The organism is Streptomyces sp. NBC_01116, from assembly GCF_041435495.1.
Lineage (GTDB): Bacteria > Actinomycetota > Actinomycetes > Streptomycetales > Streptomycetaceae > Streptomyces.
The window spans coordinates 7,222,029-7,240,355 of the sequence record NZ_CP108644.1 but is presented as its reverse complement, the minus strand read 5'-3'; the positions used below and the strand labels follow the sequence as shown (position 1 = coordinate 7,240,355).

General features: G+C 71.8%; 14 protein-coding genes. 4 read left to right on the top strand and 10 right to left on the bottom strand.

What is annotated here, in order from left to right; translation table 11 throughout:
* Positions 1–11 precede the first annotated feature (11 nt).
* From OG245_RS31725 to OG245_RS31715, 3 genes are read right to left on the bottom strand one after another with little or no spacing between them, the layout of a single operon-like run.
* The gene (locus OG245_RS31725) at positions 12–920 is read right to left on the bottom strand and encodes an alpha/beta fold hydrolase (RefSeq protein WP_371626769.1); all 909 of its coding nucleotides are present in this window, start codon (positions 918–920) and stop codon (positions 12–14) included.
* Positions 921–942: 22 nt separating this feature from the next.
* Complete coding sequence (locus OG245_RS31720) at positions 943–2,208, bottom strand: beta-ketoacyl synthase (RefSeq protein ID WP_371626768.1); 1,266 nt, start codon at positions 2,206–2,208, stop codon at positions 943–945.
* Positions 2,205–2,438: an acyl carrier protein gene (locus tag OG245_RS31715; RefSeq protein WP_003965385.1), complete on the bottom strand. Its 234-nt coding sequence runs from the start codon at positions 2,436–2,438 to the stop codon at positions 2,205–2,207. Before OG245_RS31715 ends, OG245_RS31720 begins: the two co-directional genes overlap by 4 nt.
* Positions 2,439–2,684: 246 nt before the next feature.
* On the opposite strand from OG245_RS31715, the gene OG245_RS31710 reads away from it, so the two are divergent.
* The 3 genes from OG245_RS31710 (at position 2,685) to OG245_RS31700 (ending at position 6,115) form a co-directional block, all read left to right on the top strand.
* Positions 2,685–3,131, top strand: coding sequence for a nitroreductase family deazaflavin-dependent oxidoreductase (locus OG245_RS31710; RefSeq protein ID WP_371626767.1), 447 nt, complete (start codon positions 2,685–2,687; stop codon positions 3,129–3,131).
* Positions 3,132–3,589: 458 nt separating this feature from the next.
* Entirely contained in the window at positions 3,590–4,321 is a 732-nt protein-coding gene (locus tag OG245_RS31705) for a nitroreductase family protein (RefSeq protein ID WP_371626766.1), read from the top strand.
* A gap of 240 nt (positions 4,322–4,561) precedes the next feature.
* On the top strand, positions 4,562–6,115 hold the full coding sequence (locus OG245_RS31700) for an N-acetylmuramoyl-L-alanine amidase (protein WP_371626765.1): 1,554 nt from the start codon (positions 4,562–4,564) through the stop codon (positions 6,113–6,115).
* A gap of 71 nt (positions 6,116–6,186) precedes the next feature.
* Here the strand turns inward: OG245_RS31700 and OG245_RS31695 are convergent, their stop codons facing one another.
* The gene (locus OG245_RS31695; protein WP_371626764.1) at positions 6,187–6,858 is read right to left on the bottom strand and encodes a hypothetical protein; all 672 of its coding nucleotides are present in this window, start codon (positions 6,856–6,858) and stop codon (positions 6,187–6,189) included.
* Between the two features lie 73 nt (positions 6,859–6,931).
* Here OG245_RS31695 and OG245_RS31690 point away from each other — a divergent pair, with 73 nt between their 5' ends.
* Positions 6,932–7,243, top strand: a complete 312-nt coding sequence (locus tag OG245_RS31690; RefSeq protein ID WP_371626763.1) for a hypothetical protein — start codon at positions 6,932–6,934, stop codon at positions 7,241–7,243.
* Between the two features lie 50 nt (positions 7,244–7,293).
* On the opposite strand, the gene OG245_RS31685 is transcribed toward OG245_RS31690, so the two are convergent.
* The 6 genes from OG245_RS31685 to OG245_RS31660 all read right to left on the bottom strand — a co-directional run bounded on the left by OG245_RS31685 (position 7,294) and on the right by OG245_RS31660 (position 18,068).
* Positions 7,294–10,953 (bottom strand): S8 family serine peptidase, encoded by a 3,660-nt coding sequence (locus OG245_RS31685; RefSeq protein ID WP_371628040.1) that lies wholly within the window; start codon positions 10,951–10,953, stop codon positions 7,294–7,296.
* 204 nt (positions 10,954–11,157) lie between these two features.
* Entirely contained in the window at positions 11,158–12,300 is a 1,143-nt protein-coding gene (locus tag OG245_RS31680; protein WP_371626762.1) for an XdhC family protein, read from the bottom strand.
* 35 nt (positions 12,301–12,335) lie between these two features.
* Positions 12,336–13,793, bottom strand: coding sequence for an NCS2 family permease (locus tag OG245_RS31675; RefSeq protein ID WP_371626761.1), 1,458 nt, complete (start codon positions 13,791–13,793; stop codon positions 12,336–12,338).
* 371 nt (positions 13,794–14,164) lie between these two features.
* Entirely contained in the window at positions 14,165–16,579 is a 2,415-nt protein-coding gene (locus tag OG245_RS31670) for a xanthine dehydrogenase family protein molybdopterin-binding subunit (RefSeq protein ID WP_371626760.1), read from the bottom strand.
* Positions 16,576–17,175 (bottom strand): (2Fe-2S)-binding protein, encoded by a 600-nt coding sequence (locus OG245_RS31665; RefSeq protein ID WP_371626759.1) that lies wholly within the window; start codon positions 17,173–17,175, stop codon positions 16,576–16,578. Before OG245_RS31665 ends, OG245_RS31670 begins: the two co-directional genes overlap by 4 nt.
* Positions 17,176–17,177: 2 nt before the next feature.
* Complete coding sequence (locus OG245_RS31660; RefSeq protein ID WP_371626758.1) at positions 17,178–18,068, bottom strand: xanthine dehydrogenase family protein subunit M; 891 nt, start codon at positions 18,066–18,068, stop codon at positions 17,178–17,180.
* Positions 18,069–18,327: the final 259 nt, after the last annotated feature.

Here is an 18,327-nt window from a genome sequence, read left to right as displayed (position 1 = left end):
CGGGGCCCCGCTCAGGTCCGCCCGGCCGGCGCGCCCGCCTGGCGCGGCAGGGCGACGGCACCGGCCTCGTCGGCCACCGGCTCCCGCCCGATGAAGAACCGGGAGACCAGCGCGGCCACTTCGTCGGCCCGCTCCAGGACCACCCAGTGGTCGGACTCCCCGATCGTCAGGAACCGGCTGCCCTCGATCGTCGCGGCGAACTCCCGCTGCCGCGCGGGCGGCGTCACCGTGTCGTGCTCCCCGGCGAAGACCAGCGCCGGTACGCCGGTGAGACCGCCGGAGAAGTCGGGCCGGTCGGCCAGCGCCCGGTACAGCGAGTCCGCCGCGTGCGGCGAGTGGGTGAGCGCGTGCAGGAAGGAGCGCCGGACATAGCGGCGCGCCAACTCTCTGCGGTGTACGTGTCGTTCGGGGTCGAGGCACATCAGCGCGTCGGCGGCCGTCGCGGCGAACCCCTCGCGGTCCCCGGCCGCGAGCTGCACCCGGGCCCGCTCCCAGGAGTCGACCTGGACCGCGTCGATGTGGACCGGGACGCCGCCGAGGGCCAGGCGGGCCACCCGCTCCCGATGGCGCCGGGCGAAGCCGAAGGCGATGGCGGTGCCGTAGGAGAAGCCGAAGATGTTCAGCCGGGGCGCGCCGATGTCGTCGGCGATGCCGAGCACGGCCCGGCGCAGCAGGTCGGCGCTGGGGCCGGGCGGGAGCGGGTCGGCGCTGCCCATGCCGGGCAGATCGGCGGTGACCACGTCGGTCGCCGGGCCCAGGTGGTCGTCCATCTGGGGCCAGCCGAACATGCCCTGGAGCGCGCCGCCGAGAATGAGCGTCGGTTCGGTGGCCGGGGGCTCGCCGGGGTGGGCGCCCGGCAGGACACGGTAGCTGTAGCGCACCCCGTCGACCGACAGGGTCCGGATGATCTCCTCGGGCATGTGCTCCTGCGTTCCCTTCCGCTCAGGCCCTGGTGAGGACGAGTGCCGCGTTGTGGCCGCCGAAGCCGAGCGAGGTCTTGACGGCGCAGTCGAAGGAGGCGCGCCGGGCTTCCTTGGCCACCACGTCGATCGGGATCCGCGGGTCGGGGGCGTCCAGATTGACGGTGGGCGGCACCAGTTGCCGCTGGAGGGCGAGCACGGTGAGCGCGGTCTCGATGCCGCCCGCCGCGCCGAGGGTGTGACCGGTCATCGCCTTGGTGGAGGTCACCAGGGCGCTCCCACCGAGGACCCGGCGCAGCATCGTCGCCTCGATCAGGTCGTTGGAGAGCGTCGAGGTGCCGTGCGCGTTGACGTGCCCGACGTCGGCCGGGGAGAGGCCCGCGTCGGCGAGCGCGGTGCGCAGGGCGCGTTCGATGCCGAGGCCCTCGGGGTCGGGGGCGACGGCGGAGTGGGCGTCGCTGGAGGCCCCGTAGCCGCTCACGTGGGCGCGGACACGGGCGCCCCGGGCGCGGGCGTGGTCCGGGTGCTCCAGGACGATCAGCCCGGCGCCCTCGCCGACGACGAAGCCGTCGCGGTGGGTGTCGAAGGGGCGGCAGGCGCTCGCGGGGTCCTCGCGGCGGGTGGAGACGGCCTTGAGGCTGCAGGCGCTGGCGATCAGGAGGCGGGTGCAGGTGGATTCCGCGCCGCCCGCGACGACGATGTCGCAGGCTCCGGAGCGGAGCATCTGGTGGGCGGTGCCGATGGCGACGGTGCCGGAGGAGCAGGCGGTGGAGACGGCCTGGCTGGGGCCGTGCACGCCGAGGTCGAGGCTGACGCTGCTGGCCGCGCCGTTGACGACGCTGAGCGGGGCGAGCTTCGGGGAGACCCGGCGGGGTCCGCGCCCGGCGAGGGCGGCGTGCTGCTCGTCGTAGAAGGGCAGTCCGCCGTGGGCGGAGCCGATGACGACGCCGACGCGGCCGCTGTCCCAGAGCGCCGGGTCGAGTCCGGCGTCGGCGACGGCCTCGCGGGCGGCGATGACGGCGAGCTGGGCGAATCGGTCCATCAGCCGCTGCGCGGCCACCCCGAGGACCTCTCCCGGGTCGCAGTCGGTGACGGAGTAGAAGAAGTCGCAGGGCAGACCGTCCAGTTCGGGCCGGGGCCCGACGGACGGCGCGAGGCCCTCGGTGACGCCGTGCCAGGCGGCGTCCGTTCCCGTACCGGCGGCGGTGACCAGGCCGACGCCGGTGACGGCGGCGGCGAACGGGGCGAGCGAAGCCCGCCGGTAGGACCGGCCGGTGGCCGCGCTCATGCGGAGACCTTCCCGTGGACGGCCTCGACGAGGCGGCCGACGGTGTCGCGCGAGGTGAGCGCGACGTCCTCCAGGTCCACGTCCAGCCGGTCCTCGATGAGCAGCCGCAGCTCCTCCAGCGCGAGGGAGTCCAGCCGCAGCCGGTGCAGGGGAACATCGGGGCGGATGGCCCCGGGGTCGGTTCCGAACTTCGTCACCAGCAGCGTGCTGATCTCTTCCGAAGTGCTCATTCGGCTCTCCTGGGCTCGGTGACGCGGTGACGCCGGCCGCGTGTGAGGGGAGGTGGTGGGAGGGGCCATCGGGGACGCCGGCTGCTCCGGAAGGACCCTTTATACGCCTTCCCGGGCGGGTTCCCGGTCCGCGTTCCCCCGTGAGGTGGGCGGGCTGTCCAGGTGTACGAATACCGGGTGCGGCTCGGGTGGATGCCAGGATGGGGGCGCAGCCCGTACGGGACGGCACGAGAGAAGGAGAAACCGATGACGGCCGAGCAGGACGGCGACGCGGAGGTCGCGTTGAGCCCCGCCGACTGGGTCGCCCGGCAGGCCGAGCTGTACGAGTCCTCCGGCGGCACGAAGGGCACCACCCAGCTGGGTGTGCCGTGCCTGCTGATGGACTACGTCGGCCGGCGCAGCGGGACGGTGCGGCGCACGGTGCTGATGTACGGGCGGGACGGCGAGGACTACCTGATCGTGGCGTCCAACGGCGGGTCGGACCGCCCGCCGCTGTGGTACCTGAACCTCCAGGCGAACCCGGAGGTCGAGCTCCGGGTGAACACCGAGCGGTTCGGGGCCGCCGCGACGACACTGCCGGCCGAGGAGAAGGCGCGGGTCTGGCCGGGGCTGGTGGAGCTGTTCCCGCGCTACGGGGAGTACCAGGCGGGCACCGAGCGGGACATTCCGGTCGTACGGCTGACGCGGCGCTGAGCCGTCGGGCCGGGCCGATATCGGCCCGGGCGGCCCGGGCCGCCCGGAGCCGGCCCGGGCAGGCCCGACGGCCCGGAGCACCGGCCCGGGCCGTACGCCGGCTTCACCGCTCCGGGACCCCGGGGGAAATCGGGGCGGACGGCGACTTCGCACGCGGGACGGGGAGACACCGGCGGAGCAACCTGCCTAAGGGCTTGCAGAGAATCAACTTGCTGTCGAACACCGTGCATGAGCTGCGGTGTCAAGAGCGCGAGTGCGCAACTTATTGTTCTGCAAGCCCTAAGGACTGTCCCGTAATCCCTGGCGGGCGTGCGACGACAGCTACGGCACCTCGCCGCGTTGTCGGAACATCCCCATACATCCAGTATGCGGACGTCCCTCCGCCTTGCGATGCACCGCATCCGACGCCGCACGCTGATCCACCAGGGATTACGGGACAGCCCTTAAACTCCGCGATCATGACCATGGAAACGGTTCAGGCCGACCCGTCCGCCCTCGGCGGCCCCGCACTCTTCGACACCATGTCCACGATGCGCGCCATGCGCCGCCTCAAGCCGGACCCGGTGCCGGACGGGATGATCGAGCAGCTGATACAGGCCGCTGTCTGGGGTCCCAGCGGCGGCAACATGCAGTGTTACGAGTACGTGGTGGTGACCGACCGCCAGGTGATGGCGCGGCTCGCCCCGCTGTGGAAGCGGTGCGTGGACGCGTATCTGGCGACGACCGGGAAGTACGCCCCCGCGGGCATGGACGAGGCGGCGTACGGCCGGATGGTCGCGGCGATCGAGTATCAGCGCGACCACTTCGCCGACACCCCGGTGCTGGTCGTGCCGTGCTACCGGTTCCCGGAGCCGCGTCTGGACGAGGAGGGCCTGGCCGCCTCGGCGCGGGCGCTCGGACCGGCGGGCACCGAGCACATGATGAACACGCAGACGCGTTTCCAGGCGCTGGCCGAGGGCTCCTGCGTCTATCCGGGGGTGCAGAACCTGCTGCTCGCGGCCCGGGGGCTGGGACTGGCGGCGAACATCACCATCTGGCACCTGATACTGGAGCAGGAGTGGAAGCGGGAGCTGGGCATCCCGGAGGACATGGCGACGTTCGCCGCCGTGCCGGTGGGGTGGCCCGCGGGCAACTTCGGCCCTGTCCGGCGGCGTCCGGTGGCGGACGTCATCCACCGCGACCGCTGGTAACCTCCGGCCCCGCGTCAACCAGCGCCGACACCCCTGTCGGGTGACGCCACGCTTCACCCGACAGGGCTAGCGCCGCACTCAACTACCGTGTATTTGCAGGATGTTGCCAGCAGAATCACTTCTTCAACTCTTTGTCATGCCCACTCCATATCGATAGCCTGGCCGTGCTCGGCATCCCTCTGGCCCGCTCCGGGCCCGAGGGCTTTTCTCTTCCGCCCACCCCACTGAGCAGGAGCCCTCATGCCCCTACGCACCGCCGCCCGAACCAGGGCCCGCGCCTGTGCCGTGGCGGCCCTCACCGCCACGGCCCTCCTCGCGACCGGACACCCGGCGACCGCCGCCCCGCACGCGGACACGCCCGACCCGATGAACCGCGCGTTCGCCGAAGCGGCGCACGAGTACGGCGTACCGCGCGACCTGCTGGCCGCCGTCGGCTACGGCGAGAGCCGTCTCGACGGCCACGCGGGCACGCCCAGCCAGGCGAACGGCTACGGCGTGATGCATCTGGCGAGCAATCCGGCCAACCGCTCCCTGGAGAAGGCCTCCGAACTGACCGGCGAGAGCGCGGCCCGGCTGCGCCGGGACACGACGGCCAACATCCTCGGCGGCGCGGCCGTCCTGCGCGACCACGCCGACGCGCTGGGCCTGGACGCCGCCGAGCGCCGGGACGTGAACTCCTGGTATCCGGCGGTGGCCCGCTACAGCGCCGCCGAGGGGCCCGCCGCCGCGCTCTACGCGGACGCGGTCTTCACGTTCCTCGCCGAGGGCGTGTCCGCCACGGCACAGGGCGGCGAGGAAGTGCTCGTGCCCTCCCGGCCGGTCGACCCGGACAAGGCCGCGGTGTCGGCGTCCGACGTCTACGCCCAGAGCCCGGACTACCCCTCGGCGCGCTGGGTGCCCGCCTACTCCGGGAACTTCGTCGTCGGCCGCAAGGCCGCCATCGACAAGGTGGTCATCCACACCACCCAGGGGTCGTACGCCGGTTCCATCAGCTGGTACCAGAACCCGGCTTCGAAGGTCAGCGCGCACTACACGATCCGCTCCTCGGACGGTGAGGTCACCCAGTCGGTCCTGGAGAAGGACACCGCCTGGCACGCCGGCAGCACCAACTCCTCGTCCGTCGGGATCGAGCACGAGGGCTACGTCGACAACCCGGCCTGGTACACGGAGGCGATGTACCGGTCCTCCGCCGCTCTGACCAAGCACCTCGCGGCGCGGTACGGCATCCCGAAGAACCGGTCTCACATCATCGGCCACAGCGAGGCGCCCGGCGCCGACCACACGGACCCCGGCCCCAACTGGGACTGGAACCACTACATGCAGCTGATCGAGGGCGACCCGGGCAGCGGCGGCGACGGGCTGACGTTCCCCACGTACACGACCCAGCGGTCCGGCTCCACCGGCCCGCAGGTCAAGGCCGTACAGACACTGCTCAACGCCCAGGGTTACGAGGCGGGCGCGGCCGACGGCAGCTTCGGGCCCACCACCACCGGAGCGGTGCAGGCGTTCCAGCGGGCCCGCACGCTGGAGGCCGACGGGGTGGTCGGCCCGAAGAGCTGGACGGCCCTGCTGTCCGCGGGCACGACCCCGGCGCTGTCGCGGGGCAGTTCGGGCGACGCGGTGAAGCGGCTCCAGCGGTCCCTGACGGCGGCGCTCGGCACCACCGTCGGCGTGGACGGAACGTTCGGCCCGGCCACGGAGACGGCGGTGCGCGGCTACCAGACCAACCGCAAGCTCTCGGTCGACGGCCAGGTGGGCCCGGCCACGTGGAAGGCGTTGCAGAGCGGCAAGTGAGCGCGGGCCCCGGGCGGGCTTCTCCGGAGCAGGAGAAGCCCGCCCGGGGCCACCGGGCGCCGGGGCGCGGCCTACACCCCCGTGCCGACCGGGTACCCGATCTCCTTGACATCCGCGGCCAGTTCGGCGGCGGTCCGCTCGGGGGCCAGGGCCGCCACCACCTCGTCGGTCAGCGGTCGCAGCGCATAGACGTGGGTGACGGCTTCGAGGTCGACGGGGACCTCGAAATGGTCCTCGGCCCACTCCTGGTAGGACTCGGGGGTGCCGGTGACGAGGAGCTGGAAGAGCCAGTCGGCCCCGTCGGAGTCCTCGCCGTCCTCCGGGAACTCGACGGCCCCGGCCCGCCAGCGGTCGTCGTCGCTCGCGCGCCAGAGACAGGCGGTGACGACGGGCATGCCGGACTCGTCGGTGAACAACGGCTCGTCGACGTAGCGGCGGAACACGGCGGGCACCTCGTCGAGCACCCCGGGCCAGGGACCGTCTTCCACGTAGGGGCTCATCGGCGACTCGTGGTCGAAGCCCCGCGCGTACGCCCCGTCGGCGGAGAAGACCACGGAGTACTCCCCGCCCGACCCGTCCCGCATCGAGGCCATCGCCTCCGTCGGCGACCACCGCGCGTCGAAGCCGTGCCAGCGGTCGGCCCACTCGGGGCACAGGATCGCGTCGAGCATCGCCAGCGAACGGCAGAGATCGGTGAGGGCGGATATGCCCGGCAGCCTGCGGGCCACGTCGTGAACGCTCATGGTCATATCCAACCGCACCGGCGGGGCCAGGTATTCACGTGCTCCCGCGAAGCCGCCCGGTCACACTGTCACGATGAACGTCGATCTCCCGGTCACCTCCTCCCGGACGCGGGCCCTGGAGCATGTCACCTCGCTGTCCTTCGGAGCGCCCCTGGACGCCGGGGTGTGCGTCACCCTGAACTTCCACCCCGACCGGGCGGTGGCGGGACGGCCGATCCTCGAACGGCTGCGCGAGGACGGTCTGTACGTCTCCAAGTTCCTGGACGCCCGGATCATCGGCGGCGCGGTGCGGTCCGGGCGGCACGACCCACAGGACCTGAAGCGGGTCTGGCATCTGCCGGCCCGTTTCGGACGGACATCCGTCGCCGGGCCGGCCGGAGGCTGACGCACGTGGTCCCGCACCCCCCGAGGGGGGTGCGGGACCACGTCAGCGGATCACTTCAGGCCGAAGGCCCGGATGATCTCCTGGTCCACGACGAGTCCGCCGGGGCCCTCCGCGTGCGCCTTGAGCGAGACCGACGTCGCGCCCTTCGACGGGGTGCGGAACGTGGCGGTCCACTCGCCGGTCCTCTTCTTGCGGAGGTCCGCCTTCGACCAGTTCTTGCCGTCGTCGTAACTGACCGACAGCGAGGCCTTGTCCGCCTTCACCGCGCCCGGCAGCCACTCCTGGGTGGTGGAGGAGAGGCCGATCTCCATGGTGCGGCCGGCCCGGACGTCGCCCGCCAGGTCGGTGTCGACGGCGTAGTCCAGCTGGAGCATCGGGATGTCGGCCTGCTGGGGACCGCCCGGCTCCAGGGCGCCGGAGACGAAGCCCCACTCGGAGTGGGTGCGGGTCGACGTCTTCCAGGTGTCCGCGTCCCGCCGCGAGTCGATGACCAGGCGGTACGGGAGCTTCTCCGCGGAGAGGTCCCAGACGAATCCGGCCCTGCCCGCGCCCTTCTTCAGCAGCTTGTCGCCCTGGTGGACGGCGTAGGAGGTGGTGTCGTACTCGTTCTCGGGCATCGAGCCGGAGTGGCCCGCACCGGCGTCCGTCCACGGGGTGATGTTGAACTGGAAGTCGTTGTGGACCGTGCGGAACGGACCCCAGTAGCCGGTGCCGAGACGGGGGCGGACCACCGGGGCGAACCACTCGGCGCGGTACTCCTCGCCCGCCCGGTAGTCCAGGTCGGTGCTGCGCATCTCGTGCGCCGTGGCGGACTGCTCCGCGTCGAGGACCGCGTGGTTCTCGTACCAGAAGGAGTCGCCCGGCAGCGGGTTGACCCATTCGGTGCGGACGTCCGGGAACTGCTCGTACTCGTCGAAGCCGAGGCCGGGCCCGTAGTCGGGGATGTCGAAGCGGTAGCCGCCGCCCAGCGTCTTCTTGTGGCCGTAGAAGGTGTTCTCCACCTTCGCGAGCTGACGGGTGGAGGGGGCGAAGGTCAGCGAGCGGTCCGGGATCGTGCCGTCGTGGCGGTCCACCAGGTCGTACAGGTAGTCCGCGAACTTCTTCTGGTCGACCTGGATCTTCTTGCCGCGCTGCGCCGCCCTGATCAGGCTCTCGCCCGCGGACGTCCGGACGGAGGCGACGGGAATCGTGGTCTGCTCGCCCCACGGGGTGTAGCTCTCCATCGCCACGCCGCGCTCGTCGTTGACGACGAAGAGGGCCTCGGCCCCGGCCGCCAGCGCCGCCGCGAGACGTTCGGCTGGAGCGACGTCGGCACTGCGGGTGATGACGACCGCCCTGCCGCGCGCGTTCACCCCCCGGTAGTCCGCCGGCGTGCCCTTGCCCGCGTACACGGCCTTCAGCTTCTGCCTGCGGTCCTCGGCCACCGCCGCGCCGCCCTGGACGAAGACCGGCACGTCACGGCCGTCGGCCTCGACGTCGATCAGCTCCTCGCCCTGGCGCCAGCGGGTCAGGAAGCTGAAGCTGCCCTGCGTGACCTTCTTGGTGGGGCTCGCCCACAACTGGTCGTACGTCAGCGGTATCTGGAACGCGTCGCGCTGGACGGTGCCGTCCGAGGCGGTGCGCGCCATGTCGTAGCGGAGCTGGCGGGTCTCGGTCTCCTTGGGGGTGCGCACGTCGATCCTGCGCGCCTTGGAGGCGTCGAGGGTGACGGTGGTGGAGCCGGTCAGGATCGTCTCGGGGGCCGCGAGGAACGCGACGGCCCTGGAGTCGGGACGGTCGCCGTCGACGTCCACGGTGGCCCAGGCGGTGTAGTTGCCGGGCGGCAGGCGCAGGGTCGTCGCGCCGCCGCTGACCTGGACGAGACCGAGCTCCGTGTCGCCCAGTTCGGCGAGGACGACGAGGCCGTCCATCGGCTTGCCCGAGCGGTCGCGGAGCTTCACCGTCAGGTCGTGCAGCTCCCGCTCCTTGGTGAACGCGAAGCCGGTGTGCGCGACCGTCGTGCCCGCCGCGTCGGTGGCGACGACCTGGCCGGAGAAGGTGGTGTCGTTGGCGGCCTTCGCCGGGTCCAGGGACAGGACCGCCTCGGCGGTACCGCCGGCCGGGACGGTCAGCGTGTCGGTCGAGAGGGTGTACGCCGCCGCGTCCGTGTCGGTGGCCAGGTCCAGCGTGACGTCCGCGTCACCCGCGTTGCGGTAGGTGATGGTGCGCTCGGCGACCGGGTCGGACGGGCTGTGCGGCCAGTCGTAGGAGGCGACGGGGACCGATCCGGTGGCCTCGATCGTCGTGTCGACGGCCGCCTTCACGTCGAGCCGGCCGGTGCCCTGCTCGTACGGGGTGTAGGCGTCGAGCTTCCTGGACGAGGTCATCAGCGCGTCCTTGATGCGCTGACCGGACCAGTCGGGGTGACGCTGCTTCAGGATCGCCGCCGCGCCCGCGACATGGGGCGTGGCCATGGAGGTGCCGGACAGCGACTGGTACATGCCCTCGACGCCGGGGATCGACTGCGAGGCCGCGGCGTCGATGCCGACGCCGGGGGCCGACAGGTCGGGCTTCAGGCCGTGGGACCGGACGAGCGGCCCCATCGAGGAGAAGGGCGCACGACGGTCCTGCTTGTCGACGGCGGCGATGGTGAGCGCCTTCTCCGCCGAACCGGGCGAGCCGATGGTGCCCGCGCCGTACGCGTTGCCGGCGGCGATCACGAACAGCGGGCCGCCGTCCGCCGAGAGGGAGTCGACCGCCTGGGACATCGGGTCGGTACCGTCGTCGGGCACCGGGGAGCCGAGGCTCATGGAGACGATGTCGGCCCCTTCGGCCTTGGCCCACTCCATGGCCTCGATGATCCCGGAGTCCGCGCCGGAGCCCTCGTCGCCGAGGACCTTGCCGACGAGCAGGCCGGCGGCCGGGGCGACGCCCTTGTTGGCGCCCTCGGACGCGGCGCCGGATCCGGCGATGGTGGAGGCGACGTGCGTACCGTGGCCGTTCTTGTCGTCGACCTCCTCGCCCGGGACGAAGCTGCGGGCGCCGACGAGGCGGTCCTTGACGTCCGGGTGGTCGGCGTCGATGCCGGTGTCCAGGACGGCGACCTTGGTGCCCTTGCCGTCGAAGCCGTCGGCCCAGGCCTGCGGGGCGTTCACCTGCGGCACCGACTCGGCCAGCAGTGCCTCGGAGCGGCCGTCCAGCCAGAGCTTCGCGATGCCGCCGTCGAGCGAGCGGGCCTTGTCCGCGCGGGTGACGGCGCTCCAGAACGTGCGCGCGTCGTCCTTGTCGGCCGTGAGCGCGGCCCCGTTGACGGATGCGAGGGTGCGGACCTTCTTCGCGCCGCGCGGGGCGGCGGGCAGGGCCTTGGCGCGCGCGGCCGGGTAGGTGGCGATGAGCGGGACGGAGCCGGTGCCCGCGTCGTCGTATCCCATCCGCACCAGGGCCGAGACGTTGAACAGCCGCCGGTCCAGGACGCCGGAGGCGATCAGCGTGGTGGCCTCGTCGGGCAGGACGTACACGTCCTCGCCCGCCTGCTGGATGCGGACGCCGCCGTGTGCGCCGTCGGGGCGGTCCACGGTGACGGTGTCCCGGTCGCCGGGGCCGTCCGCGTAGCGCACGACGTCGCCCGTGATCAGGGTGACGGTGTGGCTCTCGGTGCGTACGTCGGAGCGCGGGGTCCCGTCGCGGGGCGCGGGGGCGGCTGCGGCGGTGCCCGTGAAGGGGACCAGCATGCCGCCGAGCAGGGCCGCCGAGGTCGCCAGGAGCAGGGCTCTGCGTCCTGGGCGAGCGGATCTCGCCCGGCCGGGAACGGAGGAGGGGGAAGAAGTCATGCAGCTGATCTACCGGTAAATCCGGGGCGACCGCTGCGTATCCGACGGGCGGGAAACCGCCGTGGCGGTAACCCGCCCGGGGTGGACGGGGCGGTGGCGGTCCTTTCAGGCCACCGAGGCGAGCGGCTGTCCGCTGCTGTCGTGGTGGATGGGGGTGTGGGCCCCGGTGAGCGGTACGCCGGTGCCGCCGCGCCGGACCGCGACGATCTCGGCGGCGATGGACAGGGCCGTCTCCTCCGGCGTACGGGCGCCGAGGTCGAGGCCGATCGGCGAGTGCAGCCGGGCCAGTTCACAGTCGGTGAGGCCGACCGCGCGCAGCCGGTCGTTGCGGTCCAGGTGGGTGCGGCGGGAGCCCATCGCGCCGACGTAGGCGACCGGGAGGCGCAGGGCGGCCTCCAGCAGCGGGATGTCGAACTTGGCGTCGTGGGTGAGGACGCAGAGCACCGTACGCGCGTCGGTCGCGGTTCCGGCGAGATAGCGGTGGGGCCAGTCGACGACGATCTCGTCGGCCTCGGGGAAGCGGGCCGCGGTGGCGAAGACCGGGCGGGCGTCGCAGACGGTGACCCGGTAGCCGAGGAACTTCCCGGCGCGGACCAGCGCGGCGGCGAAGTCGATGGCGCCGAACACGATCATGCGGGGCGGCGGGACGCTGGACTCGACCAGCAGCTCGATGGGCCGGCCGCAGCGGGAGCCCTCCGCGCCGACGGCGAGCGGTCCGGTGCGGCCCGCGTCCAGCAGGGCGCGGGCCTCGGCGGCGGCGGTCCGGTCGAGCGCCGGGTGGCCGCCGAGCCCGCCCTCGTGGCTGCCGTCGGCGCGGACCAGGAGCGGGAGCCCGAGCAGTTCCGCGGGTCCGTCCGTGACCCGCGCCAGCGCGGCCGCCGTCCCCTCCGCGGCGGCCGCGAGCGCGGCGGCGAACACCGGGCGGGCGGGGTCGTCCGTCCGTACCGGTGTCACCAGGATGTCGATGACGCCGCCGCAGGTCAGTCCGACCGCGAAGGCGTCCTCGTCGCTGTAGCCGAAGCGCTCGCGGACGGATTTCCCGTCGTCCAGAGCCTGTTGGCACAGTTCGTACACCGCCCCCTCCACGCAGCCGCCGGACACCGAACCGATGGCCGTGCCGTCGCGGTCGACCGCGAGGGCGGCTCCGGGCTGCCGGGGCGCGCTGCCGCCGACCGCCACGACGGTGGCGACGGCGAACTCGCGTCCCTGCGACACCCACCGGTGCAGCTCTTCGGCGATGTCCAGCATGGCGTGTCTCCTTAGGCGGGAAGGGGGCCCTGGCGTCAGTGGACGCCCAGCCAGCTCTCGATCGGGTTGAGGGCGAAGAAGACGATGAAGATCACCGTCAGCCCCCACATGAAGGCCCCGACCTCGCGGGCCCGGCCCTGGGCGAGCTTGATGGCGCTGTACGCGATGACGCCCGCGGCGACACCGGTGGTGATGGTGTACGTGAAGGGCATCAGGACCACGGTGAGGAAGACCGGGATGGCGACGGAACGGTCGCTCCAGTCCACGTGCCGGGCGTTCTGCATCATCATCGCGCCGATGACGACGAGGGCGGCGGAGGCCACCTCGGTCGGCACGATCGCGGTGAGCGGGGTGAAGAAGAGGCAGGCGGCGAAGAAGAGGCCGGTGACGGCCGAGGCGAGCCCGGTCCGGGCCCCTTCGCCGACGCCGGTCGCCGACTCCACGAAGACCGTCTGGCCGGAGCCCGAGGCGACACCGCCGATGACGCCGCCGGCGCCGTCGATGAACAGCGCCTTGGACAGGCCCGGCATGCGGCCCTTGTCGTCGGCGAGCTTGGCCTCGGTGCCGACGCCGATGATGGTGGCCATCGCGTCGAAGAAGCCGGCCAGCACCAGGGTGAAGACGATCATGCCGACCGTCATCACACCGACGTCTCCCCAGCCGCCGAACTCGACGTTCCCGAAGAGCGAGAAGTCGGGGGCGGAGACCGCGCTGCCCTCCAGCTCCGGCGGGCCGCTGCTCCACGACTTGGGGTCGATGTCGACGATCGTGTTGATGACGATCGCGACCACGGTGCCGACGGCGATGCCGATGAGGATCGCGCCGGGGATGTTGCGCGCCTGGAGCATGAAGATGAGCAGAAGCGTCACGCAGAAGATCAGGACGGGCCAGCCGGCCAGTTCACCGGCCGGGCCGAGGGAGACCGGGGTCGCCGCGCCCTTGTGGACGAATCCGGCCTTGTAGAGGCCGATGAGGGCGATGAAGAGCCCGATGCCCATGGTGATGCCGTGCTTGAGCGCGAGCGGGATCGCGTTCATGATCATCTCACGGAGGCCGGTGACCACCAGGAGGCAGATCACCACACCGTAGATCACACACATGCCCATGGCCTGCGGCCAGGTCATGTTGGGCGCGACCTGCGAGGCGAGCACGCCGGAGACGCTGAGCCCGGCGGCGAGCGCCAGGGGCACCTTTCCGACGAAGCCCATGAGCAGGGTCGTCGCGGCCGCCGCGAAGGCGGTCGCGGTGATCAGGCCGGGCTGGCTGAGGAGGTTGCCGTTGACGTCCTCCCCGCCCAGGATCAGCGGGTTGAGCAGGAGGATGTACGCCATGGCCATGAAGGTCGTGACGCCGCCGCGCAGCTCGCGCGCGACCGTGGATCCTCGTTCGGATATGTGGAAGTACCGGTCGAGCCATGATCTTCCGGCGGGGACGCGCGAGCCGGGGCCCGCGCCTTCCGGACTGGTCTTCGGTTCCACTGACTGCTGGGTCATGATGCCTGACTCCCAAGGTTCACAGGGGCACCCGCTTGGAGATTCCTGAATGCGGGATTTGGGATGACTGCGTCGGCTGCACGACCCGGGGACGGCCGGGACGGACTGTGAGGCAGAACGGATGTGCCGGCGGCACGGATGGCACGTGGGGCGATGCCGTGCCTCGGCACGGCGAAGAACCGCGAGCGGTGCGGTACTTGGGTCCTCCGGGCGGTGCGGGTGCGGAAAAGTGTGACGTTCTCGGCGTTGCGCACCGCCCGGAGAGTTCGGGGGGCCACCAGGACCTGTCGTCGCCCGGCAGGCGGAGACGTGAGGACAGGCCCTGGGCGGGCTGCCGGGCGACGACCGGTGGGAGGTCGCCCGGCGGACTCTCAGGTGCTGGTGAGGTGTTCGGGCCGCACCGGCGTCCTGTTGAGCTCAAGGCCCGTCGCGTTCCGGATCGCCGCGAGGACGGCCGGGGTGGACGACAGGGTGGGGGCCTCGCCGATGCCGCGAAGCCCGTACGGGGCGTTCTCGTCGGCGAGTTCGAGCACGTCGACGGGGATGGTCGGCGTGTCGAGGATGGTGGGCAGGAGGTAGTCCGTGAAGGACGGGTTGCGCACCTTCGCGGTCCTGGGGTCGACGATGATCTCCTCCATCACGGCGACCCCCATGCCCTGGAGGGTGCCGCCCTGGATCTGGCCGAGGACGGAGAGCGGGTTGAGCGCCTTGCCGACGTCCTGGGCGCAGGCCAGTTCGATGACCTTGACCAGGCCCAACTCGGTGTCGACCTCCACGACCGCGCGGTGCGCGGCGAAGGAGTACTGGACGTGGCCGTTGCCCTGTCCGGTACGCAGGTCGAACGCCTCGGTGGGCCGGTGGCGCCACTCCAGCTCGATGTCGATCGCCTCGTCCTCCAGGACGTCGGCGAGATCGGCCAGCACCTCGCCGCCGTCGGTGACGACCTTGCCGCCCTCCAGGAGGAGTTCGGCGGTGGCCCAGGCCGGGTGGTAGGTGCCGAACTTGGTGCGGCCCAGCTCCAGGACCTTCTCCCGTACGGCTTCGCAGGAGTTCTTGACCGCGCCGCCGGTGACGTACGTCTGGCGGGAGGCGGAGGTGGATCCGGCGGAGCCGACGCGGGTGTCGGCGGGGTGGATGGTGACCTGGTTGACGCCGAGTTCGGTGCGGGCGATCTGGGCGTGGACGGTGACGCCGCCCTGGCCGACCTCGGCCATCGCGGTGTGCACGGTCGCGACCGGCTCGCCGTTGATGACCTCCATCCGGACGCGGGCGGTGGAGTAGTCGTCGAAGCCTTCGGAGAAGCCGACGTTCTTCAGGCCGACCGCGTAGCCGACACCTCGCACGACGCCTTCGCCGTGGGTGGTGTTGGAGAGCCCGCCGGGCAGCGCGCGAACGTCCACGGAGGTGCCCTCGCTGCCCGCCGCCAGCCACTGCTGCTCGGGCGGCAGCGGCCGGGACTTGACCCGGCGCAGCAGTTCGGCGACCGGGGCCGGCGAGTCGCAGGGCTGTCCGGTGGGCAGCAGGGTGCCCTGTTCCATGGCGTTGAGCTGCCGGAACTCCACCGGGTCCATGTCCAGCTTCGCGGCGAGCTTGTCCATCTGCGCCTCGTAGGCGAAGCACGCCTGGACGGCGCCGAAGCCGCGCATCGCGCCACAGGGCGGGTTGTTGGTGTAGAGCGCGATCGCCTCGATGTCGACGTCCTCGATGACGTACGGGCCGACGGAGAGCGAGGAGGCGTTGCCGACGACCGCCGGGGAGGCGGAGGCGTAGGCCCCGCCGTCCAGGACGATGCGGCACTTCATGTGTGTGAGCTTGCCGTCCTTGGTGGCGCCGTGCTCGTAGTGGAGCTTCGCCGGGTGCCGGTGGACGTGTCCGAAGAAGGATTCGAACCGGTTGTAGACGATCTTCACGGGCTTGCCGGTGCGGAGCGCCAGCAGGCAGGCGTGGATCTGCATGGAGATGTCCTCGCGGCCGCCGAAGGCCCCGCCGACGCCGGAGAGCGTCATGCGGACCTTCTCCTCGGGCAGGCCGAGGACGGGGGCGATCTGGCCGAGGTCCGAGTGCAGCCACTGGGTGGCGACGTACAGCTCGACGCCGCCGTCCTCGGAGGGCACCGCGAGGCCGGACTCGGGGCCGAGGAAGGCCTGGTCCTGCATGCCGAAGGTGTAGTCGCCGGTGACGATGACGTCGGCCCGCTTCGCGGCCTCGTCGGCGTCGCCGCGGATGATCGGCTGGCGGTGCACGATGTTGGGGTGCGGGACGTGGCCGATGTGGTGGTCGTCGCGGCCCTCGTGCACGAGCACGGCGTCGGGAGCGGTCGCCGAGGCCTCGTCGGTGACGAGGGGCAGCTCGCGGTACTCGATCTTGATCTTGGCGGCGGCGCGGCGCGCGGTCTCCGGGTGGTCGGCGGCCACGATGGCGACCGGCTCACCGTGGTGGCGGACCTTGCCGTTGGCGAGAACCGGGGTGTCCTGGATCTCCAGGCCGTAGTTCTTCATCGCGGCGGGCAGGTCGTCGTAGGTCATCACGGCGTAGACGCCGGACGTCGCGAGCGCCTCTGAGGTGTCGATGGAGACGATCTCGGCGTGCGCGACGGTGGAGCGCAGCGTCTGGCCCCACAGCATGTCCTCGTGCCACATGTCGGAGGAGTAGGCGAACTCTCCGGTGACCTTGAGGGTGCCGTCGGGGCGGAGCGTGGACTCGCCGATGCCGCCCTTGGTGGGCGAACCCTGGGTGATCTTGGTGGGGGTGCCGGCCGGTACGGTCCGGGCCTTGGGTGTCGTCATGACTGGACCGCCTCTTCCTGGCGGGCGGCCGCGAGGCGGACCGCGTCGAGGATCTTCTCGTAGCCGGTGCAGCGGCAGAGGTTGCCGGAGAGCGCCTCGCGGATGTCCTGGTCGGACGGCGAGGGGGTGTTCTCCAGCAGCTCGTCCGCGGCGACCAGCAGGCCGGGGGTGCAGAAGCCGCACTGGACGGCTCCGGCGTCGATGAACGCCTGCTGGATCGGGGCGAGTTCGACGGCCTCGCCGGTCTGGCCGTCGGTGGGCTTGGACTGCCAGCGCTTGGCGGCGTCCAGGGTGGTGCCGCAGGCGCCGGAGGCGCAGCCACCGCCCGGGTGGGCGTCCTCGCGGTGCTTGGCGTAGTCGGCCAGGCCCTCGACGGTGACGACCTCGCGGTCCTGGACCTGGCCGGCGGCGACGAGGCACGCGCAGACCGGGACGCCGTCGAGGCGGACGGTGCAGGAACCGCACTCGCCCTGCTCGCAGGCGTTCTTGGAGCCGGGCAGGCCCATGCGCTCACGCAGGACGTACAGGAGGGACTCGCCCTCCCACACGTCGTCGGCTTCCTGCTGACGGCCGTTGACCGTGAAATTGACTCGCATGGTTACGCAGCTCCTTCCAGCGTGCGGCCCGCGCCGCGGTACTGCTCCCAGGTCCAGCCGAGCGTGCGGCGGGCCATGATGCCGACCGCGTGCCTGCGGTACTTCGCCGTGCCGCGCACGTCGTCGATCGGGTTGCAGGCGCCGGACGCGAGGGCGGCGAACTGCTTGGCGATCGCGGGAGTGATGATCTTGCCGTTCTCCCAGAACCCGCCCTCGTCGAGCGCGGCGTTCAGGAATTCCTCGGCCGCCTTGGCCCGGACGGGCGTCGGGGCGGCGGAGCCGATGCCGGTGCGCACGGTGCGGGTCTCGGGGTGCAGGGCGATACCGAACGCGCAGACGGCGATGACCATGGCGTTGCGGGTGCCGACCTTGGAGTACTGCTGGGGTCCGTCGGCCTTCTTGATGTGCACGGCGCGGATCAGCTCGTCCGGCTCCAGGGCGTTGCGCTTGACCCCTGTGTAGAAGGCGTCGATGGGGATCAGCCGTGTGCCGCGTACGGATTCGGCCTCGACCTCGCAGTCGGCCGCGAGCAGGGCCGGGTGGGCGTCACCGGCCGGGGACGTGGTGCCGAGGTTGCCGCCGACGCCGCCGCGGTTGCGGATCTGCGGGGAGGCGACGGTGTGCGAGGCGAGCGCCAGGCCGGGCAGCTCCGCGCGCAGGTGCTCCATGATGCTGCTGTACGGCACGGAGGCGCCGAGCCGCACGTTCTCCTGGCCCACCTCCCACTCGGACAGCTCACCGATGCGGTTCAGGTCCAGGAGGTACTCGGGCCGCCGGTGGTCGAAGTTGATCTCGACCATCACATCGGTGCCGCCCGCGATGGGCACAGCGGTGGGGTGCTCGGCCTTGGCGGCGAGCGCCTCCTCCCAGCTGGCGGGGCGAAGGAAGTCCATGAGTGGCTCTCTTCTTCTCAATCGGTTCGTTCGCCGGGGCCGGGGACGGCCTGCCTCGACTGGCTCGTTCATATGGTGTTCACGTGGTGTGTGGCCCAGTACACAAGCCCCGCTCCTACCGGTGCAGTCACCGAAACACTGAAGGAGTTGGCTGGTGTCCGCCCTCGTCTTGTAGATTCGAACGAATGGCGGGAATCAGCAACCTCGCCGCAATCAACAGGTACCCGTATCCCCCACTGCTCCCCCACCGGACGACCTC

Bases quoted from the DNA above. Each gene is read 5' to 3' on its own strand.
- OG245_RS31725 (WP_371626769.1), bottom strand. From the start codon at position 920: ATGCCCGAGGAGATCATCCGGACCCTGTCGGTCGACGGGGTGCGCTAC.
- OG245_RS31720 (WP_371626768.1), bottom strand. From the start codon at position 2,208: ATGAGCGCGGCCACCGGCCGGTCCTACCGGCGGGCTTCGCTCGCCCCG.
- OG245_RS31715 (WP_003965385.1), bottom strand. From the start codon at position 2,438: ATGAGCACTTCGGAAGAGATCAGCACGCTGCTGGTGACGAAGTTCGGA.
- OG245_RS31710 (WP_371626767.1), top strand. From the start codon at position 2,685: ATGACGGCCGAGCAGGACGGCGACGCGGAGGTCGCGTTGAGCCCCGCC.
- OG245_RS31705 (WP_371626766.1), top strand. From the start codon at position 3,590: ATGACCATGGAAACGGTTCAGGCCGACCCGTCCGCCCTCGGCGGCCCC.
- OG245_RS31700 (WP_371626765.1), top strand. From the start codon at position 4,562: ATGCCCCTACGCACCGCCGCCCGAACCAGGGCCCGCGCCTGTGCCGTG.
- OG245_RS31695 (WP_371626764.1), bottom strand. From the start codon at position 6,858: ATGAGCGTTCACGACGTGGCCCGCAGGCTGCCGGGCATATCCGCCCTC.
- OG245_RS31690 (WP_371626763.1), top strand. From the start codon at position 6,932: ATGAACGTCGATCTCCCGGTCACCTCCTCCCGGACGCGGGCCCTGGAG.
- OG245_RS31685 (WP_371628040.1), bottom strand. From the start codon at position 10,953: ATGCTGGTCCCCTTCACGGGCACCGCCGCAGCCGCCCCCGCGCCCCGC.
- OG245_RS31680 (WP_371626762.1), bottom strand. From the start codon at position 12,300: ATGCTGGACATCGCCGAAGAGCTGCACCGGTGGGTGTCGCAGGGACGC.
- OG245_RS31675 (WP_371626761.1), bottom strand. From the start codon at position 13,793: ATGACCCAGCAGTCAGTGGAACCGAAGACCAGTCCGGAAGGCGCGGGC.
- OG245_RS31670 (WP_371626760.1), bottom strand. From the start codon at position 16,579: ATGACGACACCCAAGGCCCGGACCGTACCGGCCGGCACCCCCACCAAG.
- OG245_RS31665 (WP_371626759.1), bottom strand. From the start codon at position 17,175: ATGCGAGTCAATTTCACGGTCAACGGCCGTCAGCAGGAAGCCGACGAC.
- OG245_RS31660 (WP_371626758.1), bottom strand. From the start codon at position 18,068: ATGGACTTCCTTCGCCCCGCCAGCTGGGAGGAGGCGCTCGCCGCCAAG.